This is a genomic window from Brevibacterium sp. FME17 (assembly GCF_014897515.1).
Classification (GTDB): Bacteria; Actinomycetota; Actinomycetes; order Actinomycetales; family Brevibacteriaceae; genus Brevibacterium.
The window spans coordinates 326,489-349,321 of sequence record NZ_JABUYD010000002.1 but is presented as its reverse complement, the minus strand read 5'-3'; the positions used below and the strand labels follow the sequence as shown (position 1 = coordinate 349,321).

The following is a 22,833-nucleotide window of genomic DNA, read 5'->3' as shown; positions in this document are numbered from 1 at the left end:
CTCTACACTGGAGACAACCGAGTGGAGGGAACCGTGACGATGTCGTCCCACGATTACAACCGGTACCGGGTGAGCGTCTCCGGCGGCGAGCTGTCCGTCGGCGTCTGGGAACCCGTGGCCTACGGGCCCGGCCGCGTCCCCACGGTGTGCGTCATCCACGGAATCACCTCGAACCATCTGTTCTTCGCCGGGCTGGTCTCCTCACTGCCCGGTGTGCGCATCATCGGCCCCGACCTGCGCGGACGTGCCGACTCTCGTCTGTTGGGGCCGCCGTTCGGCATGAAGGCCCATGCCGAGGACGTCCTCACCGCCATCGAGGCCTTCGCCGAGCCCGGGCCGGTCACACTGGTCGGACATTCTATGGGCGGATTCGTTGCCATGACCCTGGCCGGTATGGGTGCAGGTGCCGATTCCGATGCCGAGGTGGCCGACCGTTTCCACGGACCTGTCCTCATCGACGGAGGACTTCCCCTGCCGGTGCCAGAAGCAGGGGGAGACGTCGACATCGCAGCACCCGATGAGCTCAACGATCAGGATCTTGACACCGACGATCTCATCGCCGCAGTCCTCGGGCCGGCCGCCGAACGGTTGTCGATGTCATTCGCGTCGGTTGAGGAATACCTCGCGTTCTTCGCCGCCCATCCAGCTTTCGTCGATGGTCTCGACAATGTGGCCACGGAGAGCTTCGTCTACGATCTCGCGGCCAAGGACGATCACAGCTTCCAGCCGTCGACGTCCATTGAGGCGATGCAGGCCGACTCGGCGGATATGTACACCGGCGGCGCCTACCGCAACGCACTGGCCCAAATCATGAGCAGTCAGCGGCGTCAGTCCGAGGTGACGTTCCTCTTCGCCGAACGTGACCTCGTTGCCTCCGAGCCGGGTCTCTACCCGCCGGAACTCGTGGCCTCCTACCAGCAGCGCTGGGAAGAGCTGAACGTTGTCGAGGTGCCCGGCACGAACCATTACGACATCCTCCTCACGGAGACCGGCATCGATGCGTGTGCTGAAGCTGTGACCGCCCGACTTGGCGTCACCGACGACAGTGACCTAGAATCATAGGGTTGCCTCGGCGAGGGAAACTCATGTTTCCGTTATCGACGCGGTCCTGACCCACAACACTGACCGGCACCTCGGAGCCGAATTGAGACAGTGACATTGTGGTTGAAGGCTGTTTCGCCGTGGTGCTTGCAAGATAAGTACACCACGAAGGAGAGAAAATGGCTGACTTCAAACTCATCGCCGAACCCCGCAATGAATTCGGCAAGGGCGCTGCCCGCCGCACCCGTCGTGCAGGTCGCATCCCCGCAGTCGTCTACGGACACGGCGGAGACCCTGTGCACATCTCGGTTGACGGCCACGCCACCATGATGGCCCTCAAGCACGCCAACGCGCTGTTCGAGATCGAAAGCACCGACGGTGCCAAGAACGTTCTCGCAATTGCTCGCGACGTGCAGACCGACGCTGTCACCCGTCAGATCGAGCACCTCGACCTCATCATCGTCAAGCGCGGCGAAAAGGTCGAGGTTGACGTTCCTGTTCACATCATCGGAGAATCCGCCCCGGGCACCATGGTGCAGCAGGAAGAGTCGACGATCCTCATCAAGGCAGACGCCACCAAGCTGCCTGAGTACGTCGAGGTCACCATTGAGGGGCGCGCCGCCGGTGAGCACGTTCTGGCCGGACAGGTCGAAATGGCTTCAGGCGTCGAACTCGCTGCTGATCCCGAGCTCCTCGTCGTCAACGTTTCGGAAGAAGCCGAGATGGACACCGAGTCGGAAGCCGACGAGACCGACGAAGAGTCGACCGAAGAGTCGGCCGAAGGTGCAGCAGAGGAGAAGTCCGAGGACGAGTGACCTCGACTTCTTCCGTCTGCGCCCAGCTTCTGGGCACAGCCTGAAAAGTGAATTCGGTGGGTCGTTGACGAAACGGCCCACCGAATTCGTTCTGTGAGCACATGTGCTGTCAGGGTTCCTGACAGATCAGGTGTCCTCGAAGAGCGGTGAAGACGAATGAGCGAAGGACGACGATGACGAATGAAGCATGGCTGGTGTTCGGCTTGGGCAATCCTGGCCCCAAATACGAAACGACAAGACACAACATCGGGCAGATGGTCATCGCCGAACTCGCACACCGCATCGGCGTCAACCTGACCCGAACCAAACTGCGTGCCAACGTCGGCACGTCCAGACTGCCGTCAGGCTCGGTTCCCGGAGTTCCCGGACCACGCGTGGTGCTGGCAACGTCGACGGGCTATATGAACGAATCGGGAGGACCGGTGAGGCAGCTCGCCGATTTCTACTCGATCGACACCGACCGGATCATTGCCGTCCACGACGATGTGGACATCGCCTTCGACACGATCAAGGCGAAGGTCGGCGGGGGAGAGGGCGGACACAATGGCCTGCGGTCGATGACATCGGCGCTGGGGACGAAGAGCTATCCTCGCATCCGGGCCGGTGTCGGACGGCCCATGGGACGCCAGGACACCGCAGACTACGTGCTCAAACCCTTCTCCAAGGACGAACGCGAAACACTTCCGATCTTCATCTCGGATATCGCAGATGCCGTCGAGATGTACATCGTCGAGGGCCTTGAAAAGGTGCAGCTCAAGTACCACTCGAAGTGACAGCGGCGCTCAGTCGGTGTCAATTCCCGTCGCCGGACCGCTTTTCAGAGGTGGAACGTTTCTCAGAGGTGAGATTGTTCTGACTCCTGCGATGGATCATCCAAGCGGCGAAGACGCCGCCGGCGAAGCCGAAGAGATGGCCCTGCCAGGAGATCCCATTGGCCTGGGGCAGCATCCCGAAGACCATCGATGCGCCGAAAGTGACGAAGACGAAGAAGCCGATGGCGAAGTAGACGATTTTGCGAAGCATGTCGTCGGTGAACCATGTGCGCACCGCCAGGTAGCCGAAGAATCCGAACACGATGCCGGAGGCGCCGACGATGTGCTGACCTGTCGGCAGCGTCGTCAACCAGGCACCGAGCCCGGATACCACCGCCGTGATGATGGTGACGAGCCAGAACCGACGTGCCCCCTCAACGGCGATGCACAGGCCGAGAATGAGGAACGGGAACGTGTTGGCCGTCAGATGACCGAACCCCGCATGCAGCAGGGGAGACGTCACCACACCGTAGAGGGACAGCGGATTCCACGACTGCAGACTGAACATGTCGAGGTTGGCGGGAAGTATGGTGTCGACGATCTCAATGACCCACATGATGGCCAGCAGAACAAGGACTGGGACGAAGCGTGAGAGTCGGTGATCGCGGCTGACAGTGGTCTGCAGGTTGGCGACTTTGGGTGGCTTTGCGGGTGGGTGGCCGCCTGACCTGGGTGGATTGGGGACAGATGAATCGTTGCCGAAGATGTACTGGGATTCTTCAGCGGAGAAACGAGGGGACTGGTCGGAACTCATGTCTCAATTGTCGGTGATGAAGCTTGGAGAACGCCGAAGAACCGGGGCTCAGAGACAATCGTGTCCGTTCCGTTAGTCCCGTTACAGTCCTGAGATCTCCGGTGAATCAGTCCACGGTCGTGCTGCCGATCGGTTCCTTCTCCTCGTCCAAGGCTTCGACGACGATCCGGGAACCAGCGGGAGTGATGTCGGCTGCGGTTTCGAAGCCGGTGCGATCGACGACGGCGGTCTCTTCAAGCTGCTCCTCGTCGTCTCCGCTGAGGATGCGCCAGGCTGCAACCTCGCTGGCTCCGTTCCAACTCATGTGCACTCGCGTTATGCCCTCACTAGGTTCGGACTTCGTCGCGGTTGGCGGAGCTGAGGGGGTTGCCTCCCAGTCGAAGCGGTAGGCCCGGTAGTTCGAACCGCCGGTGAATGTCGCGTCGTAGAGAAGCTTGCCGTCGGAGGTGAATTCCGAGAAGTACGGCTCGGAGCCCCAGCCGATGAACACATTGCCGTTGTCGAGTTCCTGCAGATTGCCCTGACTTCCCGAGGAGCGGTCGTCGGGGGCAGGGTACTCGGTGTCGACAGTGACCTTCTTCTTTCCCTCATCGACGTCGAGGCGCAGCCCTCTGGTATCGCCGAGGCGGGGCGCAGCGTGGTTGTCGAAGAGGGTGATCGTGCCGTCTTCGCGGCGGATGGCGTCGTGCTGCCAGGCGAAGGTCGCGCCCTGACCCATCTCGAAATCGCTGGCCGATCCGCCCAGCACCCAATTCAGACCGGTCGTCTTCCGATCGAGTTGATACATCGCATGGGTGTTGCGGGCGGAGACGAGCAGTGCGCCGCCGTCATCGTCCTCTGACACCGAATTCAGATGGATGTAGTCGAAGGGCTCCTCCTCGGTGCCTTCGCCATCCTTGATCTTCGACTGCGTCTGGTCGACGGGAACGTCGTCGAGCGATCGCCATTCGACAACGGGATCACCGGATGCGATGTCGACCTCCTGGACCACTCCTTCCCATACCCAGCCGTCCTTCGGGCCGTCGACGGGGCTGAGATCCGTCTGGGTCTTGATATAGGAGAGGAGGAGCATCGTGCCGTCTTCGGTGATCGTCGTTTCGTGCAGATCGGCGGTCTTGTGCGCTAGGTCCCCGCCCATGCCCACCCGTGCTATCTCGTTGTAGCTGTCGTCGAGCATCACCACTTCGCCGGCTGTTTCTGGAGTCTCGGCCAGCCCTTCCCACCAGGTGAGGACAGGTTCGTCCTGGTACTCTTGAACCCGCAGGTCCCACATCTGGCCCGACCCGTGTCGGATCCAGACCGGTTCTCCGGCCGAGTCGAGGATGAGCCCACCGACCCAGGACTTCTCATCATCGGCGGCCTGTCCCTTGGGCGCGAGGAATGTCTTGAGGTCGTTCTCTTCCTCAGGCGGCTGTGAGCTGACGTCGATGTCGATCTTCGGCGGGTTCAAGTCCGGCCTGGTGCTGAAGTCCCAGCGTTCGGGTTGGGGGACTTCCTCTTCGGTGGTGCATCCTGACAGGAGCAGCGTTGCGGCCGCCACAGATGCAAGAAGCGTGCGGTAGGACATGACCCCATCTTCACACGTTTCCACCCAGGAGTGGACGGAGCGCAGTCGCCGCCGTTTCTCGTGTCCGACCCGTGGCCTAGAATTGCAGGGTGCTCAACGGACTCGATCTCACACGCCAGAACTCCACCATCGCTGACCTCGTCTCAGCGTTCAACGCCCCGGAGACGGCAGGTGGAACGATTGATGCGATCCGGGGTCTGTGGCCATCGATCCTGCGCCGAACTCTGGTGTCGGCCGACAACGATCCCACTACCTCGGCGCCGCAGCTCATCGTCACGGCCACCACGCGTGAGGCCGAGGACCTGGCGCGGGCACTGGCGGACTGGGTGTCCGAGGACTCGATCGCGGTCTTCCCCAGTTGGGAGACCCTCCCGCACGAAAAGCTCTCACCCCGGTCTGACACCGTCGGAGCTCGATTGCAGATTCTGCACCGTCTGGCCCACCCCAGCCCGGACCGACACCTGGCTTTCATCATTGCGCCCGTTCGCGCATTCCTCCAACCCCTGGTCAAAGGTCTCGGCGATATCGAGCCGGTGGAATTGGCCGTCGGCGACGAATACGAGATCGATCAGCTCTCCCAACGCCTGACCGAGCTGGCATACTCACGCGTTGACATGGTCTCCCGCCGAGGTGAGTTCGCGGTTCGCGGCGGCATCGTCGACATCTTTCCGCCGACGGAAGACCATGCCTTGCGCATCGAGTTCTTCGGTGACGAGATCGACGAGATTCGCGAGTTCTCCGTCAGCGACCAGAGGTCCATTCCCGCCGAGGAGGACACCCCACCCCTGAAACTCTCGGCACCGCCGTGCCGTGAACTTCTGCTCACCGACTCCATCCGGGAACGTGCGGCCTCGCTGTCACAGACCCTGCCGGCGGCATCGGACATGCTCGACAAGATCGCCGGTGGCGTCGCCGTCGAAGGCATGGAATCACTCTCAGCCGTGCTGGCCGATGGCATGGAGCCGATCATCGCGCTGCTGCCCGAATCCACGAAGATCGTCATCACCGAACCTGAACGGGTGCAGGCCCGGGCCGCCGACCTCGTCGTCACGACGAACGAATTCCTCGAGGCCGCGTGGTCAGGAGCCGCTGCCGGCGGCGATTCCCCGATCGACCTGTCCGCTGCGACATTCCGGACGATGGAAGAGATGGAAGAAGGCGCTCGCCTCATCGGCCTGGCGTGGTGGGAGCTCGGCGGATTCGCCACCGACGAAGAACTCGCCTCACCCACTCAGAATCTGTTCTCCGTTCCGGCTCGCGCGCCGCGAGGATATGCCGGCGACGTGGAAGCGATCCTCGCTGATGTCAAGGAGCTCATCCACGACCGGTGGCGCATCCTCGTGCTCACCGAAGGGCAGGGGCCGGGCCAGCGCATGGTCGAGGTGTTCTCCGAAGCTGGCGTGCCTGCGACCTTCGTCGATGACCCGACGGACATCGACGAGGCCCTGGTGACAGTCACCACTGCCGCGCCGTTCGGCGGCTTCGTCTTCGACGACCTCAAGCTTGCCGTGCTCACCGAAGCCGATGTGCTCGGTCGCGCCGCCTCCACCTCGACGAGGGACATGCGGCGTCTGCCCACTCGACGCAAACGCAATCAGGTGGACCCACTGAACCTGGCTCCCGGGGACTTCGTCGTCCACGATCAGCACGGTGTCGGCAAGTTCGTTGAAATGACGCAGCGCACGACCGGCAAGGGCGCGAACAAGCACACCCGTGAGTACCTCATCGTCGAATACGCCCCGGCCAAACGCGGGCAGCCCGGTGATCGCCTGTACGTGCCCAGCGATGCTCTGGACCAGGTCAGCCGCTACGTCGGCGGGGAGAGCCCGAACCTGAACAAGATGGGCGGCTCCGACTGGCAGGCCACGAAGACCAAGGCCAGGAAGGCCGTCAAGGAGATCGCCGGCGAACTCGTCCGCCTCTACTCTGCACGACAGGCCACCGTCGGCCACACATATGGGCCGGACACGCCATGGCAGCGTGAACTCGAGGATGCCTTCCACTACGTGGAGACCGCCGATCAGCTCACGACCATCGACGAGGTCAAGGGGGACATGGAGAAAGCGGTCCCAATGGACCGTCTGATCTGCGGCGACGTCGGCTACGGAAAGACCGAGATCGCAGTCCGTGCCGCGTTCAAGGCGATCCAGGACGGCAAGCAGGTCGCCGTGCTCGTGCCCACTACGCTGCTCGTTCAGCAGCACCTCGAAACCTTCGCCGAACGCTATTCGGGCTTCCCCGTCACAGTCGGCGCGCTCTCACGCTTCCAGACGAAGAAGGAGTCGGAGCAGGTTGTCGAGGATCTCGCAGCTGGCAAGCTCGACCTCGTCATCGGCACGCATCGTCTGCTCAGCGGAGAAGTGCGGTTCAAGAGCCTGGGACTGGTCATCATCGACGAGGAGCAGCGCTTCGGCGTCGAGCACAAGGAGACGCTCAAAGCGATGCGCACGAACGTCGACGTGCTCGCGATGTCAGCGACCCCGATCCCGAGGACCCTGGAGATGGCTGTGACCGGCATCCGAGAGATGTCGACCCTGGCCACCCCGCCCGAGGAACGCCACCCGGTGCTGACCTACGTGGGTAAGAAAGAGGACAAGCAGATCAAGGCCGCTATCGGCCGTGAGCTGATGCGCGAAGGCCAGGTCTTCTACATCCACAACCGTGTCAAGGACATCGAAGCCGTGGCCGGCCACATCGCCGAACTCGTCCCCGAAGCTCGGATCGCGATTGCCCACGGAAAGATGAACGAGCAGCGCCTGGAGCAGGTCATCGTCGACTTCTGGGAGAAGAAGTTCGACGTGCTTGTGTGCACGACCATCGTCGAGACCGGCATCGACATCTCCAATGCCAACACGCTCATCATCGATCACGCGGATCGCTTCGGACTCTCCCAGCTGCACCAGCTGCGCGGCCGCGTCGGTCGCGGCAGGGAACGTGCCTACGCCTACTTCCTCTACCCTGCAGACACACAGCTGACCGAGACTGCCCACGACCGGCTGACGACGCTGGCCGCCCACACCGAATTGGGCGCCGGTATGCAGGTGGCGATGAAGGACCTCGAGATCCGTGGCGCCGGCAACCTCCTCGGCGGACAGCAGTCAGGACAGATCGAGGGAGTCGGATTCGACCTTTATGTGCGGCTGGTGGGGGAGGCCGTCGCGAAATTCCGCGGCGAGGACACCGAACCCGAAGCGGACATGCGCATCGAGCTGCCAGTCGATGCACACCTGCCGGCAGAGTACGTCGATCATGAACGACTGCGACTTGAGGCATACCGGAAACTCGCCGCTGCGGCGAACGAGAGCGAGCTGCAGGAAGTCCTCGACGAACTCGTCGACAGGTACGGTCCCTACCCGGAGGCCGTGGGTGTGCTCGCCGATGTCGCCAGACTGCGGATCAGAGCCAAAGCCTCGGGCATCAACGACATCGTCGTCCAAGGCAACTTCGTCCGATTCGGTCCGGTCGAACTCGAAGATTCGCAGGTCGTGCGGCTCAAGCGCCTGTACCCGAAGTCTCTGCTCAAGCCGGCGGTCAGGTCGGTGCTCGTGCCCAAGCCGATGACAGGCAACGGCTTCGATGCGAAGGAGATGACGGATTCCGACATCCTGCGTTGGGCTCACCAATTCCTCGACGCGATCGTCCCAGTCGTCGCCTCCGAGGTCGTCGAGGCTGGAGTCTGAGCTGCGGTGATCGACGCAGAGGCAATCTGTACGTATTCTGATAGTGCACTTTCAACAGCTGTTCCTAGCGTAGAGTGCGAATACGGGTACAGACGTACCGTACGACTTAAGGAGAGCCACTATGGGTTTTGACGATAAGTTCGAGAACAAGACTGAAGAATTCTCCGGCAAAGCCAAGGAGACCGTCGGCGACATGACCGGCGATGACGAGCTCAAAGCAGAGGGTTCTGCAGACCAGCTCAAGGGCAAGACCAAACAGGTCGGCGAGAAGGTCAAGGACCTCGGCAACGACATCAAGGACAAGTTCAGCAAGTAATGCGGAACTCGGCCCCCATCGCGCCCGCGGTGGGGGCCGTTCTTATTGTTCGACACGCTTCGTGCGTCGGACCGTCGGCTTGCGAGTCCGGCTATCGGCTGGAGAGTCGAACCGTCACAGCGAAGCAGGAATCGGAAGGGGCACTGCAGTGGAGCAGGCAGAGTCAGCGGGCGTCATCGGTGCTCGCACCGAGGGAGTAACCGAGGCGATGGCGACGCTGCGGCGCCGGTGCCCGTGGTCGAGCCGTCAGGACCATGGAAGCCTCGAGAAGTATGCGCGGGAAGAGACCGAGGAGCTCATCGAAGCACTCGAGGACTTCCGAGGTGATCGGAATCCGGGCCACCGTGCCGCCGTCGTCGAAGAACTCGGCGACGTCTTCTACCAGGTCCTCTTCCATTCCGCGCTGTTGGACGAGAGCGGTTCCGTTCCCTACGGGCATACTCTGGGGCTGATAGTCGAAGGCTTGGAAGCCAAACTCATCCGACGCCATCCTCTGGCCTTCGGCGAGGACGCCAGCGACGAGCACATGGCCTCCCTCGAAGACGTCGAGGCCGAATACCGCCGGATCAAGACCGAAGAGAAACAGCAGAAAGACACGCAGCAGTGAGCTTGGAACGCATTGATATCGAAGGCACGTTCAACTTCCGTGACATCGGAGGCTCTCCCACCTCGGCGGGGGAGTCGAACGTGGGCACGGGCAAGGTCTACCGCTCCGACGGTCTCGCCCAACTCACCGACAGGTCACGAGCCGACATCCGAGCGCTCGGCGTCAGCACCGTCGTCGATCTGCGTGACGTCGGGGAACGTTCCAAACTTCCCGACGCGCTCGAGGGCATCGACGCGGAGCTCATTGAGCTGCCCATCTTCGACGATCGTTTCTTCCCGGCGAAGCAGCTCAGCCGCGAGGAGATGAAGAAGGCCGCCGAGGAGACCGGAATGGACCTCTCCGATCGTTCGCTGAGCAAGATCTATGACCTCATGATCGGTCACTTCGGAACCCGTCTCGCCTTGGCCGTTGACGTCATTGCACAGCGTTGCGAGGGCGGAGTGGTCTTCCACTGCTCTGCTGGCAAGGACCGGACAGGTGTGGTCGCCGCATTCATCCTCACCCTCCTCGGCGTCGGGCGTCACGAGATCCTCGACGAGTATTCGATCACCTCACAGCACCTGTCAGGAGGATTCCTCGAGAACATCGTCAGGAACTTCGCCGATGCCGGGATCTCCGGGAACCTCGCCGAGACCGCAACTGCGGCACCGCCGGAACTCATGGCGAAGACCCTCGACTCCATCGACGCGAAGTATGGCGAGAATGGTGTCGAAGCATATTTGCTCGACCATGGAATGGACCCGGCAAGTCCGGAGAAACTACGGCGGCAGCTGTTGACGCCTGCCGACGTTGTCGCCCCCTGACAGCGAAGCAACCATCCTGGGCTGAGAATGAGCTCGGTCCTCTGGTGCATTAAGCTGTCCTGCAGGCACATGTTCCCCATGTGAAACCAATTGCGAAGGAGTAATCAGTGGCTGAGATTGTTGCCGCAAACGCCCGTGAAATCCTGGATTCCCGGGGAAATCCCACCGTAGAGGTGGAAGTGCTGCTAGCCGATGAATCCGTCGGCCGTGCCGGGGTCCCCTCCGGCGCCTCCACCGGTGAGTTCGAAGCTGTGGAGCTGCGCGACGGCGACCCGGAACGTTATCTGGGCAAAGGCGTCACCAGTGCTGTTGACGCAGTCGTCGATGAGATCCACGAAGTCATCGTCGGTCTCGAAAGCGATGATCAGCGTCTGGTAGACCAGGCACTGATCGAGCTCGACGGCACCGAGAACAAGTCCCGTCTGGGCGCCAATGCAATGCTGGGCACCTCGTTGGCTGTGGCTCGAGCAGCCGCAGTGTCCGCTGACCTGCCGCTCTACCGCTACCTGGGCGGACCGAACGCCCACGTCATGCCGGTTCCGATGATGAACATCCTCAACGGTGGATCGCACGCCGACTCCAACGTCGACATCCAGGAATTCATGATCGCCCCGATCGGCGCGGCCAGCTTCCACGAGGGCCTGCAGTGGAGCGTCGAGGTCTATCACGCGCTCAAGGGCGTGCTCAAGGAGCGGGGTCTGTCCACCGGGCTCGGCGACGAAGGCGGGTTCGCACCGAACCTTGACTCCAATGCCGCAGCACTCGATCTCATCCTCGAAGCCATCGACCTTGCCGGGCACCGTCCGGGCCGTGACATCGCGGTGGCACTCGATGTGGCCTCGTCTGAGTTCTACTCCGATGGAGCCTACGAGTTCGAAGGTGAGAAGAAGTCGGCACAGGACATGGCCGCATACTACGAGGGTCTGCTCGCCAAGTACCCGCTGGTATCCATCGAAGACCCACTCGATGAGAACGATTGGGAAGGCTGGGCCACCCTGACCGAGTCCATCGGCTCGAAGGTTCAGCTCGTCGGCGATGACCTGTTCGTGACGAACCCCGAGCGTCTCCAGCGCGGCATCGACGACAACACCGCCAATTCTCTGCTGGTCAAGGTCAACCAGATCGGCACGCTGACGGAGACCCTCGACGCAGTGTCGCTGGCACAGACCAACGGCTATACGACGATGATCTCTCACCGTTCGGGTGAAACCGAGGACACGACGATCGCCGACCTGGCAGTGGCCACGAACGCCGGCCAGATCAAGGCCGGTGCTCCGGCACGGTCCGAGCGTGTGGCCAAGTACAACCAGCTGCTGCGCATCGAAGAGCAGCTCGGCGACGCAGCTCGCTACGCCGGCCGGGGAGCCTTCCCCCGCTTCGACGGCTGATTCGCTGCGGAGCTAAGGCGGTACGGCGCTGAGGCGTTAAGGCACCGCGGTGCTGAATAGCTTCGTCCCTGAGGCGGGGGCCGGGTGATCATCAACGGTCACCCGGCCCCCGCCTCGGCGATATTCATCGACAAATTCTCCCGGCGAATGCTCTGACGATGGCGAATACCTCGGCACCCGGCGATCACAAAACCGCCCGCCCCGCACAGAACACCCCCGGGTATTTCCCAACTCCTCAGTGCGCATCGGATGAGCGACTGTTGCCAGAGAATAACCTCAGCGACCGGCCCGATGGAAGCTTTCGAAAAATAGAACACGCCACGACACTCAAATCCTCGAAGTCGGGTTACTGACACGGCAGACTTAGATGTGTTGCGACAGCCTTCCCCCATCCCCGGTCGCAGAGGAAAGAGACATGGTTCCGAGCAAGCCGAGAAACAGCGCCCCCAAATCCGCTCCAGGCAGAGCCGCTCCCCGTCGACGTCCCACGCCGGTCGTTGAGGCTCAGGCCAGCGAGGACACTCGCAAGCGGAAGCTGTCCTGGCAGACAGGCGTCTTCCTTCTCGTCGTCGCCATCGTGCTCGTCACCTTCCTGCCCTCGATCAACTCCGCTCTCAAGCAGGCACAGCAGATTGCGGCACTCAACAGCGAGATCGAATCGACGAAATCCGAAGTCCAGGGGTTGGAAGAGAAGAACGAGAACCTCAAGGACCCTGCGTACATCAAACGCAAGGCGCGCAAGGACCAGTACTACGTGGAAGAGGGCAAGAACGCGGTCATCGTCACCAACCAGGAGGCGATCAAGGGTGACGATTCGGATACGGACCGCCCGCAACGCAAACAAGCCTGGTACCTTGAGTTGCTGGAGTCGATTCAAGAGGTCGGCAATACCGTGGAGAAGGGCTGATGATCACAGAGTGCACCGAGGCGGACTTCGCCATCCTGAAGGACCAGCTCGGGCGGATTCCGCGCGGCGTCGTCGGGATTGCGGCCCGCAGCACGTCGGGAGAGCCTCTGGTCGTTGCCACAGCTCCGAGACTCGAGGACGGCACGCCGTTCCCCACGACCTTCTACCTCACCCACCCGGCCTTCGTCACCGAGTGCTCGCGTCTCGAAGCGTCGGGAATCATGACCGAATGGTCCGCTGAGCTCATCGAAGACGAAGAACTCGCCGCAGCCTACGCCAAGGCCCACGCCGCTTACCTCGCGACGCGATCGGAGATCGGCAAGAGCGCCGGCATCGCCGAGGTGGAGGAGATCAAGGACTACTCCGCCGGCGGCATGCCCACTCGAGTGAAGTGCCTGCACGCTCTGGTCGGACACTCCTTGGCAGCAGGAGCCGGCGTCAACCCGATCGGCGACCGCGCCATCTCCTTCATGACAGACGTCCCCAGCCCTGCGGGCGCAGAAAATGCCTCCGCCGAGGCAAGCGAATAGGAGAGACTCATGCGAGTTGCCGCCTTCGACTGTGGGACCAATTCCCTGCGCCTGCTCATTGCCGAGGTCGACGCACAGGGACGGATGACCGAGCTTCGTCGCGAGACCCGTATCGTGCGCCTCGGCCAAGGTGTGGACGCGACGGGTGAGTTCGCCCCTGAAGCCCTTGAACGTACGTTCGCCGCGGCCCGGGAGTTCGCCGAGGTTGCTGCCGAGTACTCACCTGAGAAGCTGAGATTCGTCGCCACTTCCGCCAGCCGTGACGTGAAGAACCGCGACGAATTCTTCGCAGGCATCTTCGGCATCCTCGGCGTCGTGCCCGACGTCATCACCGGAGACGAAGAGGCTCATCTGTCGTTCCTCGGAGCCACCGTCGGACACGGCGCCGACAGTGGCCCGTTCCTCGTCATGGACCTTGGCGGGGGCTCAACCGAACTGGTCCTCGGAACCGACAGAGTCACCTCGGCGGTCAGCATGGACATCGGGTCCGTGCGCCTGACCGAACGCCACATGTCCGTCGACCTCCCCGACCAGGCCCAGATCCAGGCCGCCATCGACGATATCGATGCCAACCTCGACAAGGCCGCAGAGATCGTCGATATCAGCGCTCCACGGACGATGATCGGAGTCGCGGGCACCGTCACCACACTCACCGCAGGAATTCTCGACCTCGACAGCTACCAGCGCGAGCGCATCCACGGGACCCATCTGCGCGTGGCAGACATCGACGGTGAGGCCCAGAAGCTGCTGAGCATGGAGCGTGAGGCCCGCGCAGCACTGCCATACATGCATCCCGGACGCGTCGACGTCATTGCGGCAGGGGGAATGCTGTTCGCCCGAATTGCGGCCCGCATCGATGCTGCGGTTAAAAGCTCCGGGGCCGAACTCGACATCATGGTCTCGGAGACGGACATCCTCGACGGCACCGCGCTCGACCTCGCGCGCCAGCAGTCGTGAGGTCCGCCACCGCGCGGACATCGACAGCACCCAGGCGTCCACGCGCTGGAAAGCGCACCGCGAAACTCGCCCTCGTCGGCTCCCTCGTGCTGGGTCTGCTCATGGGCACGACGCAGCCGGCCATGGCAGCGCCGGAGGCCGGGCCAGGGCAGTGGTTCATCAAGGACTACGGCATCGACGATCTGTGGAAGAAATCCACGGGCAAAGGCGTGAAGGTCGCCGTCATCGACTCGGGAGTCAACGCCAAGCACGACGACCTCGGTGGCGTGGTGACCAAATCCAAAGACTTCAGCGGGCTCGACAAAGACGGCAGGACGCCGATCGGCGGCAAGACGACGATCCACCACGGCACCGCAGTCGCCGGTGTCATCGCCGGGCAGGGCAAAGGCGCCGGGCCGACAGGAGTCGCCCCCGACGTCGACATCCTTTCTGCCTCGATGTGGTTGGGGCCCGACCGGCCGAAGAAATCAGGCTCCACCCGTGAGCAGGCCGACAAGGCCATCCGATGGGCCGTCGACTCCGGAGCCAAGGTCATCAACATGTCGTTGGGCTGGGACGATCCTGCCTGGCCCTCCAGCTGGGACAAATCCTTCGCCTACGCCTATGAGAAGGACGTCGTCATCGTCGCCTGCGTCGGCAATGCCTCCCAAGGGGCCACACAGGCGTGGTCGCCATCGACGGTGCCCGGAGTCATCGGCGTCGGAGGGCTGGGCAAAAACAACCGTGTTCTGTCCGAATCGACCGCTCCCGGAACGGCCGTGGACCTGATGGGACCGGCGGCAGACATTCCGATCCCGTATTACTCGGGCGGTTATGCAGAGGGGCAGGGCTGTTCCTTCGCCTCACCCATCGTCTCCGGCGTGGCAGCGCTGATCCGGGCCGAAGACCCCGACCTCAGCGCCGACGAGGTCGCCGCAAAACTGACCTCGACGGCCAAACCTGTCCCCGGACACAAGGGACAGAGCAAGAAGGGCAAACCGGATCCGATCGTCGGCTGGGGTCGCCTCGATCCGAAGGCCGCGATGAAATCCGATGTCCCGAAGACGGTGCCCAGCGCGGCCGATGCTCTCGCCGACTGGGTGAAGATGCACAGACGCGGACAATCGGACCCGGCTGAGACTGACAACGCAGCTCCCGCGGAGGACAACAACCCGAAAGCGGTCGCGCCCAAGGACGTTGTCTCATCGCAGTCGACGCCCCAGCTGGGCTTCGCGATTCTGGGCGCCGGGGGCCTCATCGCGATCATCCTCTTCGTGCTCTCGGCAGTGGCTTTCATCCGTCGCAGACGGTGAGGAAACCCGGCGCTGAACCTCTGATCTGGAGCGTCGAGATGCAATTAGTGAAAGTTTTCACAAGGGCCTAAGATGGGGATATGGCACTCATCAGAAACTCAAAATTGCGTCCTCGAATCCTCGTCGTTGGTGGCGGCTACCTTGGTCTCGTTACCGCTCAGAATCTGTTGAAGAACCTCGGTCGTGGCGAAGCCACAGTGACCGTGGTCGATCCCAACCCGTACATGACCTATCTGCCGTTCCTCCCCGAGGTGGCAGCCGGGTCCATCGAACCGCGTCACGCTGTCGTGCCGCTGCGTCGCAACCTCTCCGGTGCTGAAGTCATCACCGCGAAGGTCACCTCGATCAACCACAGCGACAAGTTCGTCACCGTCGAGCCCGAGAACGACGAAGCGTTCGAGCTCGACTACGACCACATCATCATGGCTGCCGGTTCGGTGGCGCGTGCTCTGCCGATCCCCGGCCTCAAGGAGAACGCCATCGCGCTCAAGCGCATCGAGGAAGCTGTCGCACTGCGCGATCACCTCCTCAGCCGCTTGTCCGATGCCTCGCTGATGGAAGATGACGAGGAACGTCGCAAGGCACTGACCTTCGTCTTCGTCGGCGGCGGATTCGCTGGCATCGAACTCCTCACCGAGCTCGAAGACGTTGTCCGCTCCGCAGTGGCTCAGTACGAGACGCTGACCGAAGCTGATGTCCGCTTCGTCCTCGTCGAAGCACTTGACCGTGTCATGCCTGAGGTCGGCGAAGCTCAGGCTCGGTGGGTCGTCGAGCACATGCGCGAACGCGGCATCGATGTGTACCTCGAGACCTTCCTCCAGGACTGCACTGACAAGCACGTCAAGCTCTCCAGCGGCGAAGAATTCGACGCCGACACCATCGTGTGGTCGGCTGGCGTCAAAGCCAACCCGATCCTCGTCGATTCAGACCTGCCTCTCGATGAGCGCGGCCGTGTGACCGTGCGCGCCGATCTGCGCGTCGAGGGTGACAACGGTGTGGTCGAGGGCGCATGGGCCGCCGGCGACAACGCAGCTGTACCTGATCTCTCCGGTGGCGGCGTGGGTGGCTACTGCGTGCCCAACGCTCAGCACGCCGTGCGCCAGGCGCCAGTGCTGGCTGCCAACGTTCTCGCCGCTCTGCGCGGAGAGACTGAGTTCAAGCAGTACTTCCACAAGACCATCGGCACCGTTGCAGGCCTGGGTCTGTACAAGGGCGTTTCGCAGATGGGCGACTTCGAAGCCCGCGGCGTCCTCGCCTGGCTGATGCACCGTGCCTACCACGGCTACGCGATCCCGACAGTTGACCGCAAGGTCAAGGTCTTCGGCAACTGGATCCTCAACGCCGTCGTCGGCCGCGACACCATGCCATTGGCCGATCTCGATGTTCCTCGCAAGAACTTCGTCGAGGCAGCCAACTCGAAGCCTGCTCCAAAGAAGGAAACCGCAAAGGCCTGATACCTGAGCGCAGGATTCGCGTCCGGCCGTCACCGTGATGTGAACCCTGATGAGGTCTGAAGAACGCTGGGAGTGCAATCGCACTCCCAGCGTTCTTGTCATTCAAGAGGACGAGGGATTCAAAACGCCCGGGGGTCTCAGTTGGCGACGGTGAAGCGAGTGTCGATGTGTTTCGCGTTGATGATCTCATCGACCATGGCCACCGCGAAGTCTTCGGCGGAGATCGAATCACCGGCGGGCACCTCGAGCTCGGTTGTGTAGGTTCCAGTGCGTTCACCGGGGCCGATCTCCGGGGCCGGGGAGATCAGAGTCCAGGGGGAGTAGCTGCCGGCACGCATCAGTTCGAGTGCTCTCGTGCCGGTCTCTGACTCGGTCTTATATGCTTCGGGAAAGCCTTTGGTGTCTTTGAGCATCGTGCCGCCGACGAAGAGGGATCCGGCGCCGCCGACGACGAAGATGCGCTTGTCTCCACTGGCCTGAGCCAGTGTCTCGAGACCTTTCAGCCACTCTTCGTGGGGTCCGCCGGTGCGGCTGGGGCCGGTCGTCGAGACGATGACGTCGTGATCGGCGACGACCTGGCGGTCGAATTCAACATCTCCCATGTCGCCTTTGAGGCTCGTTGCAGCTCCAGGGACCTCGGCACCGGTGCGGGTGATGGCGGTGATTTCGAGTCCGCGTTCTGCGGCTTCCTTGGTGACCCGGGATCCGATCATTCCGGATGCCCCGAACAGTGCGATCTTCATGGTGTGTCCTTTCGTTGATGCGGATGATGCCACAAAGATACCCTTTTGATATCGAGTACCTCAAAGATACTATTGGAATATGAGTGTGAGCAGTTCCTGGGAAGGCGATGCCTTCGATCCTGAATGTCCGACTCGAGTCGTTCTCGACCGCGTCGGTGACAAATGGACGGTCCTCATCATCGAGATCCTCGATGAAGGCCCGAAGCGCTTCAGCGAAATTCGTGTGGCAATCGGTGGGATCACACCGAAGGTCCTCACTTCGACCCTGCGATCGCTGGTTGCCGATGGGCTCGTGACCAGAGAGGTCTTTGCCGAGGTTCCTCCACGAGTGGAATATGCACTGACCGAACTGGGCCGGTCCCTTCAAGAACCCGTGGCTGCTCTGCGACGGTGGGCTGAACTCAATGTGGCAGCCATCTCGGAGAGCAGGGACCACCATGAGGACGCCACCATGTTGCGGGGCTCCTGAGGCAACTCGGACTTGTTCCGAGCGGTCTTTCGCTCCTCCGGTTCGCCGGTACTATCGAATCACATCTGCTCAACGGTGAGCAGCAGATAGAATCTCACAAAGGAGTGTGCATGCTCAAGGTCAACTGGGTCATCGGGTCTGCTGCGCTCGGGCTCGTCCTGAGTGGATGTGGTCAGGGTGGGACTCCTGCCGACCCCGATGGCGGTGCGGATAGGCCTTCTTATGAAGTGAACGACGGTGCCGATATCGCGGCCTCGCCGACATGGAAGAGCGCTCACGATCAGGGCTCAATCACGATCGGTGTCTTTCATGATCAGCCGGGTATCGGGAACCTCACCGCCGGAGCCGAAACGCCAGAAGGTTTTGACGTCGAGATCGCCACGATCGTGGCCGGTCAGCTCGGGTTCGCTCCCGAGGACATCGAGTGGGTGGAAACCGTGACGTCCAATCGAGACACCTTCCTGCAGCAGGGCAGTGTCGATCTCGTTGTGGCCGGCTACACCATCAACGATGAGCGAAAGAAGATCATCGACTTCGCTGGCCCTTATTACACAGCAGGGCAGGACCTCATGGTTCGCTCTGATTCCGACATCGGTGGTCCGGACGACCTTGATGACAAGACTGTATGCGCAACTGTCGGGGGAGTGCCGGGACAGAGGATGGAAAAGGAGCATCCTGAGGCAGAGCTCGTCACCTACGACACCGTCTCAAAATGTGTGACCGACCTGCAGTCAGGCTCCGTGGACGCGGTCACGACTGACGATGCCATCTTGCGCGGCTATGCTGCACAGAGTTCAGACGAGCTCACCGTCGTCGGTCAGCCCTTCTCCGAAGACCACTACGGAATCGGCTTGCCCAAGGGCGACGATGAACTCCGGAACGCCGTCAACGACGCAGTTGAGTCAGCATTCGAGAACGGGGACTGGACGCAGGCGTTCGAGCATACCCTGGGGGATTCGGAAGGCGTGAAACTGCCGACAGTTGATCGATACTAGTCACACACGCAGGAGTCAGTCGCTGGTGATCTCCGCGAGCACCTCGGCGAGTTCACGGAGCTCGCCAGCGACGCGGTACATGCGCGGCGAGTCGGAGTACGTCCAGTTGCTCGTGATCATCGAAGCGCTGGCTCCGCTGGTGGTGACGGAGTACTCCTCGCGGCTGAGCTGCGCTGTCCGGTCTGTGATCAGCCGTTGGCGCAGCTCGGGGGTCAGCCCCTCCCAGTGGTCGGCTGCCTCGTAGCCGAGCTCATGCCAATCGGCACCCGCCTCGCGGTAGGCGAACGGACGGTTGGACCCAGTAGCCATGGTGTCTTCGGCACGCCGGGTCGCCAGGGTCGCAAAAAGTACGGCAGGCCCCGGTGTGGAGGCGACGTCGGGATCTTCCAGATCGCCGGCGGACAGAGGCGGGCCCTGTGAGGTGAGCAGCACATTCGTCATGTGACTATCTTGCCCGGACGGACTGACGGATGCGAAACTTCATACCTTCATGCTCGAACGACGCCCAGGCAGCGGCACATCCAGCAGACTCAAACTGCAGCGAGGAGCCCGCGGGCACGGTCGAGCAGAAGCGCGGTTGCGTCCGCGTCGAACGAGTCCAAGGACGAGTCGGCGAAGAGATGTTGGCTGCCAGGGTAGACGAAGAGTTCTGCGGACGGCGTGGAGTCGGCTAAGGCTCGGGCAGAGGGCAGATCCTCGTTGAAGAATTCGTCGTCTTCCTTGCCGTGAATCTGCACCGGCACAGTCTCAGGCCATGCCGATCCGAATTCGGCGACCGGCAGGCAGGAATCGATGAGAAGCGCGCCGCGGGCGTCGTCCCGGGTTTGAGCGAGCTGCTGGGCGATCGTGACTCCGAGGGAGAAGCCTGCGAACACCAGACCGGCGCCCGGTTCTGGTGTTTCCGCAAGCCCGCGCTGTCGGACAATATCGAATCCGGTCTCGCGGGCATAAGCGAACCCTTCTTCGATGGAGGCGAACGTGCGGCCCGCGAACATGTCGGGGACATGCACGGTATGCCCCGAGGCCCTCAGGCCCTCTGCGAATGCGGCGACCCCGTCGGTGAGTCCCTGGACGTGGTGGTAGAGCATGATCTCGGCCATAGCGCTGAATCTCCCTTGATTACCTGCGGCGGATGATCCGATTCTACGCAGGAGTGAAGAGAACAGCAGGCAGAAAAAGTCCCCCCAGTGGGACTCGAACCCACACTTGATCGATTTTAAGTCGACTGCCTCTGCCGATTGGGCTATAGGGGGATATTTGGGCTTGCAGCCCATTGTGCAGGCACTGCAAGGGCAGCGCCAGCACTCACTTTATAGCGAAAAGTCGCCCGCCGCGATCCGGGACACGACGGCAGAGCGTCCGCCGCGATCTGAGACGCAAAGACGGATCGTATGTGAGACGACTAGTCTCAAACTTATGACAGAGAACTCGCCCAGCAGACAGGCCTGGGTGATCCTCGTCATCGGAGTGCTCTCGCAGATGGCGGCCACGGTCGCGATCACCGGACCAGCTTTCCTCATTCCGTATATGCACACGGATCTTGGCTACACGCTCACCCAAGCTGGCACTGTGGCCGCAGCTCCGAGCTTCGGCCTCATCCTCACCCTCATCGCCTGGGGCGCCTTCGCCGATAAGTTCGGTGAACGATTGGCCATGACTCTGGGCATCGCCCTAACGGCTTTGGCCTCGGGGCTGGCGGTGGCTGTGGTCGGCTCACCAGTGTGGATGGTCATCATCATCGCGGCCTCCGGTGCCGCCGCCGCGTCCGTGAACTCGGCCAGCGGACGCGTGGTCATGGGCTGGTTTCCCCGGCACCGCCGCGGTCTGGCCATGGGCATCAGGCAGATGTCACAGCCGCTTGGCACAAGTGTCGCGGCACTGAGCGTCCCACCCATCGCGTCATCCGGTGGGTTCACCGGCTACCTGTGGTTCGTCGTCATCGTCACCGGGGTCATGTCCGTGATCTGTCTCGGACTCGTCCGGGACCCTCCCCGCGCCGAGGTGGCACCCACCGTCGTACACACGGCCACCGATGATGCCGGGCCAGGCTCCGCCTCGGCGAGGGGAGAGGTGAAGGCGCCATCTGCGACGAACAACCCCTACCGGATGGATTCGTTCCTGTGGCGCATCCACGCCGTCTCCGCGCTGCTGGTGATCCCACAGTTCGCGTTCTCTACCTACGGTCTCATCTGGCTCATCGCGAATCAGCACATCAGCCCCGGCATCGCCGGCGGCATCGTCGCGGCCTCTCAGATCGTGGGAGCGATCGGGCGCATGATCGTCGGTGCACTTTCCGATCGCCTCGGGTCCAGGGTCGGGCTGATGCGGATCGTGGCCATTGCAGCCGTCGTCCTCGTGGCGGCGATTGCGCTCATCTCCATCACTCCGATGCCCGTAGTGGCGGCGGTGGTGTTCATCCTGGCCTCGACCGTATCGGTGGCCGATAACGGGCTGGCCTTCGCCTCGGTCGCCGAGGCAGCTGGTCCCCAATGGTCAGGCAAGGCCATGGGCACGCAGAACACGGGACAGTTCGTCATGTCTGCGATCTTGGGTCCGGGATTCGGGACGCTGATCACAGTGTTCGGATACCCACTGTCATTCGCCTTCGTCGCCGTGGCGCCCCTGCTGAGTCTGGGATTCATTCCGAAACAGGACATCGATCGGATAGCCTGATGTTCATCTCTACTCAGTACTGTGCCTGGGGACTGGTGATGACCACAATATTGAGGCCAGGCCGCTGAAGAAGACGAACGCTGTCGATATGGAGGAGCGCCTGTGAACAATCTGCTCAATGAGAACCTGCGCGAATACATCGACAAGCTTCGGATCGAAGGCTATACGGTCGAGGACTCTCACACCACGGACCCGAACCTCATCGATCCGATGGGGCGCGCGGTTGAAACCTGGCGTGAGGGCTACCCATACCCGGAGCTCATGGACCGGGAAGAATACGAGCTCGAGAAATACCGGCTACAGGTCGAACTGCTGAAATTCCAGTACTGGGGGCAGGACACCGACCGTAAGCACGTCATCGTCTTCGAAGGCCGTGACGCCGCCGGCAAAGGTGGAACGATCAAACGCTTCACCGAGCACCTCAACCCGCGTGCGGCACGTGTCGTGGCCCTGAACAAGCCGTCTGACAAGGAAGCGGGCCAGTGGTATTTCCAGCGCTACATCAGCCACCTGCCCACCAGCGGCGAGTTCGTCATGTTCGACCGGTCCTGGTACAACCGAGCCAACGTCGAACGCGTGATGGGCTTCTGCACGGACTACGAATACGAGACGTTCATGGAGCAGGCCCCGGTATTCGAGAAGATGCTCATCGATTCCGGCATCCACGTCACCAAGTTCTGGTTCTCTGTGACTCAGCGGGAACAGCGCACCCGTTTCGCGATCCGCCAGATCGACCCGGTGCGACAGTGGAAGCTCTCTCCCATGGACCTCGAGTCCTTGGGCCGTTGGGACGATTACACTGCAGCGAAGGAAGAGATGTTTCGCCGCACGGATACCGATCATGCTCCCTGGATCACCATCAAGAGCAATGACAAGAAGCGGGCACGCCTCAATGCCATGCGCTACTTCCTCAACCAGTTCGACTACGAGGACAAGGACACCTCGATCGTCTATGAACCGGACCCGATCATCGTCCGCCGCGGACGCGACGCCGTCGACGACTGAAGTAGCTGGACTGAAGCAACCGCGG

At 62.1% G+C, this 22,833-nt stretch carries 22 protein-coding genes and 1 tRNA gene; 17 read left to right on the top strand and 6 right to left on the bottom strand.

All coding sequences use genetic code 11. From position 1 onward, the window contains the following. The first annotated feature begins 39 nt into the window (after window positions 1–39). The 3 genes from INT40_RS03495 to pth all read left to right on the top strand — a co-directional run bounded on the left by INT40_RS03495 (window position 40) and on the right by pth (window position 2,629). Window positions 40–1,062 carry an alpha/beta hydrolase gene (locus tag INT40_RS03495; RefSeq protein WP_180958881.1) on the top strand — a complete coding sequence of 341 codons (1,023 nt, stop codon included), beginning with the start codon at window positions 40–42 and terminating at the stop codon, window positions 1,060–1,062. Between the two features lie 158 nt (window positions 1,063–1,220). Beyond that, window positions 1,221–1,856, top strand: a complete 636-nt coding sequence (locus INT40_RS03490) for a 50S ribosomal protein L25/general stress protein Ctc (RefSeq protein ID WP_101569602.1) — start codon at window positions 1,221–1,223, stop codon at window positions 1,854–1,856. Window positions 1,857–2,029: 173 nt separating this feature from the next. Further along, window positions 2,030–2,629 (top strand): aminoacyl-tRNA hydrolase, encoded by a 600-nt coding sequence (gene pth, locus INT40_RS03485; RefSeq protein WP_101569603.1) that lies wholly within the window; start codon window positions 2,030–2,032, stop codon window positions 2,627–2,629. 19 nt (window positions 2,630–2,648) lie between these two features. Here the strand turns inward: pth and INT40_RS03480 are convergent, their stop codons facing one another. Next, entirely contained in the window at window positions 2,649–3,422 is a 774-nt protein-coding gene (locus INT40_RS03480) for a rhomboid family intramembrane serine protease (protein WP_101569604.1), read from the bottom strand. 106 nt (window positions 3,423–3,528) lie between these two features. After that, window positions 3,529–4,989 (bottom strand): arylsulfotransferase family protein, encoded by a 1,461-nt coding sequence (locus tag INT40_RS03475; protein ID WP_101569605.1) that lies wholly within the window; start codon window positions 4,987–4,989, stop codon window positions 3,529–3,531. An 89-nt stretch (window positions 4,990–5,078) separates the two neighbouring features. On the opposite strand from INT40_RS03475, the gene mfd reads away from it, so the two are divergent. From mfd to INT40_RS03425, 10 genes are all read left to right on the top strand, one after another. After that, window positions 5,079–8,669, top strand: a complete 3,591-nt coding sequence (mfd, locus tag INT40_RS03470) for a transcription-repair coupling factor (protein WP_101569606.1) — start codon at window positions 5,079–5,081, stop codon at window positions 8,667–8,669. A gap of 121 nt (window positions 8,670–8,790) precedes the next feature. Further along, the gene (locus tag INT40_RS03465; RefSeq protein WP_101569607.1) at window positions 8,791–8,985 is read left to right on the top strand and encodes a CsbD family protein; all 195 of its coding nucleotides are present in this window, start codon (window positions 8,791–8,793) and stop codon (window positions 8,983–8,985) included. Between the two features lie 148 nt (window positions 8,986–9,133). Further along, complete coding sequence (locus INT40_RS03460; RefSeq protein ID WP_257929966.1) at window positions 9,134–9,592, top strand: MazG nucleotide pyrophosphohydrolase domain-containing protein; 459 nt, start codon at window positions 9,134–9,136, stop codon at window positions 9,590–9,592. Then, window positions 9,589–10,395 carry a tyrosine-protein phosphatase gene (locus INT40_RS03455; RefSeq protein WP_101569608.1) on the top strand — a complete coding sequence of 269 codons (807 nt, stop codon included), beginning with the start codon at window positions 9,589–9,591 and terminating at the stop codon, window positions 10,393–10,395. The genes INT40_RS03460 and INT40_RS03455 overlap by 4 nt, the downstream gene beginning before the upstream one ends. A 107-nt stretch (window positions 10,396–10,502) precedes the next feature. After that, window positions 10,503–11,783 (top strand): phosphopyruvate hydratase, encoded by a 1,281-nt coding sequence (gene eno / locus INT40_RS03450; RefSeq protein WP_101569609.1) that lies wholly within the window; start codon window positions 10,503–10,505, stop codon window positions 11,781–11,783. Window positions 11,784–12,198: 415 nt separating this feature from the next. Then, complete coding sequence (locus INT40_RS03445; RefSeq protein ID WP_101569610.1) at window positions 12,199–12,690, top strand: FtsB family cell division protein; 492 nt, start codon at window positions 12,199–12,201, stop codon at window positions 12,688–12,690. Beyond that, window positions 12,690–13,220 (top strand): DUF501 domain-containing protein, encoded by a 531-nt coding sequence (locus INT40_RS03440; RefSeq protein WP_101569611.1) that lies wholly within the window; start codon window positions 12,690–12,692, stop codon window positions 13,218–13,220. The genes INT40_RS03445 and INT40_RS03440 overlap by 1 nt, the downstream gene beginning before the upstream one ends. A 9-nt stretch (window positions 13,221–13,229) precedes the next feature. After that, window positions 13,230–14,177: a Ppx/GppA phosphatase family protein gene (locus INT40_RS03435; RefSeq protein WP_193072659.1), complete on the top strand. Its 948-nt coding sequence runs from the start codon at window positions 13,230–13,232 to the stop codon at window positions 14,175–14,177. Continuing rightward, the gene (locus INT40_RS03430; protein WP_193072658.1) at window positions 14,174–15,469 is read left to right on the top strand and encodes a S8 family peptidase; all 1,296 of its coding nucleotides are present in this window, start codon (window positions 14,174–14,176) and stop codon (window positions 15,467–15,469) included. Before INT40_RS03435 ends, INT40_RS03430 begins: the two co-directional genes overlap by 4 nt. Before the next feature lie 80 nt (window positions 15,470–15,549). Beyond that, window positions 15,550–16,923, top strand: coding sequence for an NAD(P)/FAD-dependent oxidoreductase (locus INT40_RS03425; protein ID WP_193072657.1), 1,374 nt, complete (start codon window positions 15,550–15,552; stop codon window positions 16,921–16,923). A 137-nt stretch (window positions 16,924–17,060) separates the two neighbouring features. Here INT40_RS03425 and INT40_RS03420 read toward each other — a convergent pair whose 3' ends face one another. After that, complete coding sequence (locus INT40_RS03420; RefSeq protein ID WP_193072656.1) at window positions 17,061–17,666, bottom strand: NAD(P)-dependent oxidoreductase; 606 nt, start codon at window positions 17,664–17,666, stop codon at window positions 17,061–17,063. Window positions 17,667–17,745: 79 nt separating this feature from the next. Between INT40_RS03420 and INT40_RS03415 the strand changes: the two genes are divergently transcribed. Together INT40_RS03415 and INT40_RS03410 are read left to right on the top strand one after the other, a co-directional pair. Continuing rightward, window positions 17,746–18,135: a winged helix-turn-helix transcriptional regulator gene (locus INT40_RS03415; RefSeq protein ID WP_101569616.1), complete on the top strand. Its 390-nt coding sequence runs from the start codon at window positions 17,746–17,748 to the stop codon at window positions 18,133–18,135. Between the two features lie 110 nt (window positions 18,136–18,245). Next, window positions 18,246–19,130, top strand: a complete 885-nt coding sequence (locus tag INT40_RS03410; protein ID WP_193072655.1) for a glutamate ABC transporter substrate-binding protein — start codon at window positions 18,246–18,248, stop codon at window positions 19,128–19,130. Window positions 19,131–19,145: 15 nt separating this feature from the next. Here the strand turns inward: INT40_RS03410 and INT40_RS03405 are convergent, their stop codons facing one another. The 3 genes from INT40_RS03405 to INT40_RS03395 all read right to left on the bottom strand — a co-directional run bounded on the left by INT40_RS03405 (window position 19,146) and on the right by INT40_RS03395 (window position 20,383). Beyond that, complete coding sequence (locus INT40_RS03405; RefSeq protein ID WP_101569618.1) at window positions 19,146–19,571, bottom strand: hypothetical protein; 426 nt, start codon at window positions 19,569–19,571, stop codon at window positions 19,146–19,148. An 89-nt stretch (window positions 19,572–19,660) separates the two neighbouring features. Next, window positions 19,661–20,230 (bottom strand): dienelactone hydrolase family protein, encoded by a 570-nt coding sequence (locus tag INT40_RS03400; RefSeq protein ID WP_193095504.1) that lies wholly within the window; start codon window positions 20,228–20,230, stop codon window positions 19,661–19,663. A gap of 79 nt (window positions 20,231–20,309) precedes the next feature. Beyond that, a tRNA-Leu gene (locus tag INT40_RS03395) sits at window positions 20,310–20,383 on the bottom strand. Window positions 20,384–20,546: 163 nt separating this feature from the next. Between INT40_RS03395 and INT40_RS03390 the strand changes: the two genes are divergently transcribed. Further along, a complete protein-coding gene (locus INT40_RS03390; RefSeq protein WP_193095503.1) occupies window positions 20,547–21,803 on the top strand; it encodes an MFS transporter in 1,257 nt (418 codons plus the stop codon). Between the two features lie 102 nt (window positions 21,804–21,905). Continuing rightward, on the top strand, window positions 21,906–22,808 hold the full coding sequence (ppk2, locus tag INT40_RS03385; RefSeq protein WP_193095502.1) for a polyphosphate kinase 2: 903 nt from the start codon (window positions 21,906–21,908) through the stop codon (window positions 22,806–22,808). Window positions 22,809–22,833: the final 25 nt, after the last annotated feature.

Excerpts from the sequence above, each read along its gene's own strand:
- INT40_RS03495 (WP_180958881.1), top strand. The coding sequence starts at position 40 with ATGTCGTCCCACGATTACAACCGGTACCGGGTGAGCGTCTCCGGCGGC.
- INT40_RS03490 (WP_101569602.1), top strand. The coding sequence starts at position 1,221 with ATGGCTGACTTCAAACTCATCGCCGAACCCCGCAATGAATTCGGCAAG.
- pth (WP_101569603.1), top strand. The coding sequence starts at position 2,030 with ATGACGAATGAAGCATGGCTGGTGTTCGGCTTGGGCAATCCTGGCCCC.
- INT40_RS03480 (WP_101569604.1), bottom strand. The coding sequence starts at position 3,422 with ATGAGTTCCGACCAGTCCCCTCGTTTCTCCGCTGAAGAATCCCAGTAC.
- INT40_RS03475 (WP_101569605.1), bottom strand. The coding sequence starts at position 4,989 with ATGTCCTACCGCACGCTTCTTGCATCTGTGGCGGCCGCAACGCTGCTC.
- INT40_RS03465 (WP_101569607.1), top strand. The coding sequence starts at position 8,791 with ATGGGTTTTGACGATAAGTTCGAGAACAAGACTGAAGAATTCTCCGGC.
- INT40_RS03445 (WP_101569610.1), top strand. The coding sequence starts at position 12,199 with ATGGTTCCGAGCAAGCCGAGAAACAGCGCCCCCAAATCCGCTCCAGGC.
- INT40_RS03440 (WP_101569611.1), top strand. The coding sequence starts at position 12,690 with ATGATCACAGAGTGCACCGAGGCGGACTTCGCCATCCTGAAGGACCAG.
- INT40_RS03435 (WP_193072659.1), top strand. The coding sequence starts at position 13,230 with ATGCGAGTTGCCGCCTTCGACTGTGGGACCAATTCCCTGCGCCTGCTC.
- INT40_RS03425 (WP_193072657.1), top strand. The coding sequence starts at position 15,550 with ATGGCACTCATCAGAAACTCAAAATTGCGTCCTCGAATCCTCGTCGTT.
- INT40_RS03420 (WP_193072656.1), bottom strand. The coding sequence starts at position 17,666 with ATGAAGATCGCACTGTTCGGGGCATCCGGAATGATCGGATCCCGGGTC.
- INT40_RS03415 (WP_101569616.1), top strand. The coding sequence starts at position 17,746 with ATGAGTGTGAGCAGTTCCTGGGAAGGCGATGCCTTCGATCCTGAATGT.
- INT40_RS03410 (WP_193072655.1), top strand. The coding sequence starts at position 18,246 with ATGCTCAAGGTCAACTGGGTCATCGGGTCTGCTGCGCTCGGGCTCGTC.
- INT40_RS03405 (WP_101569618.1), bottom strand. The coding sequence starts at position 19,571 with ATGACGAATGTGCTGCTCACCTCACAGGGCCCGCCTCTGTCCGCCGGC.
- INT40_RS03400 (WP_193095504.1), bottom strand. The coding sequence starts at position 20,230 with ATGGCCGAGATCATGCTCTACCACCACGTCCAGGGACTCACCGACGGG.
- INT40_RS03390 (WP_193095503.1), top strand. The coding sequence starts at position 20,547 with ATGACAGAGAACTCGCCCAGCAGACAGGCCTGGGTGATCCTCGTCATC.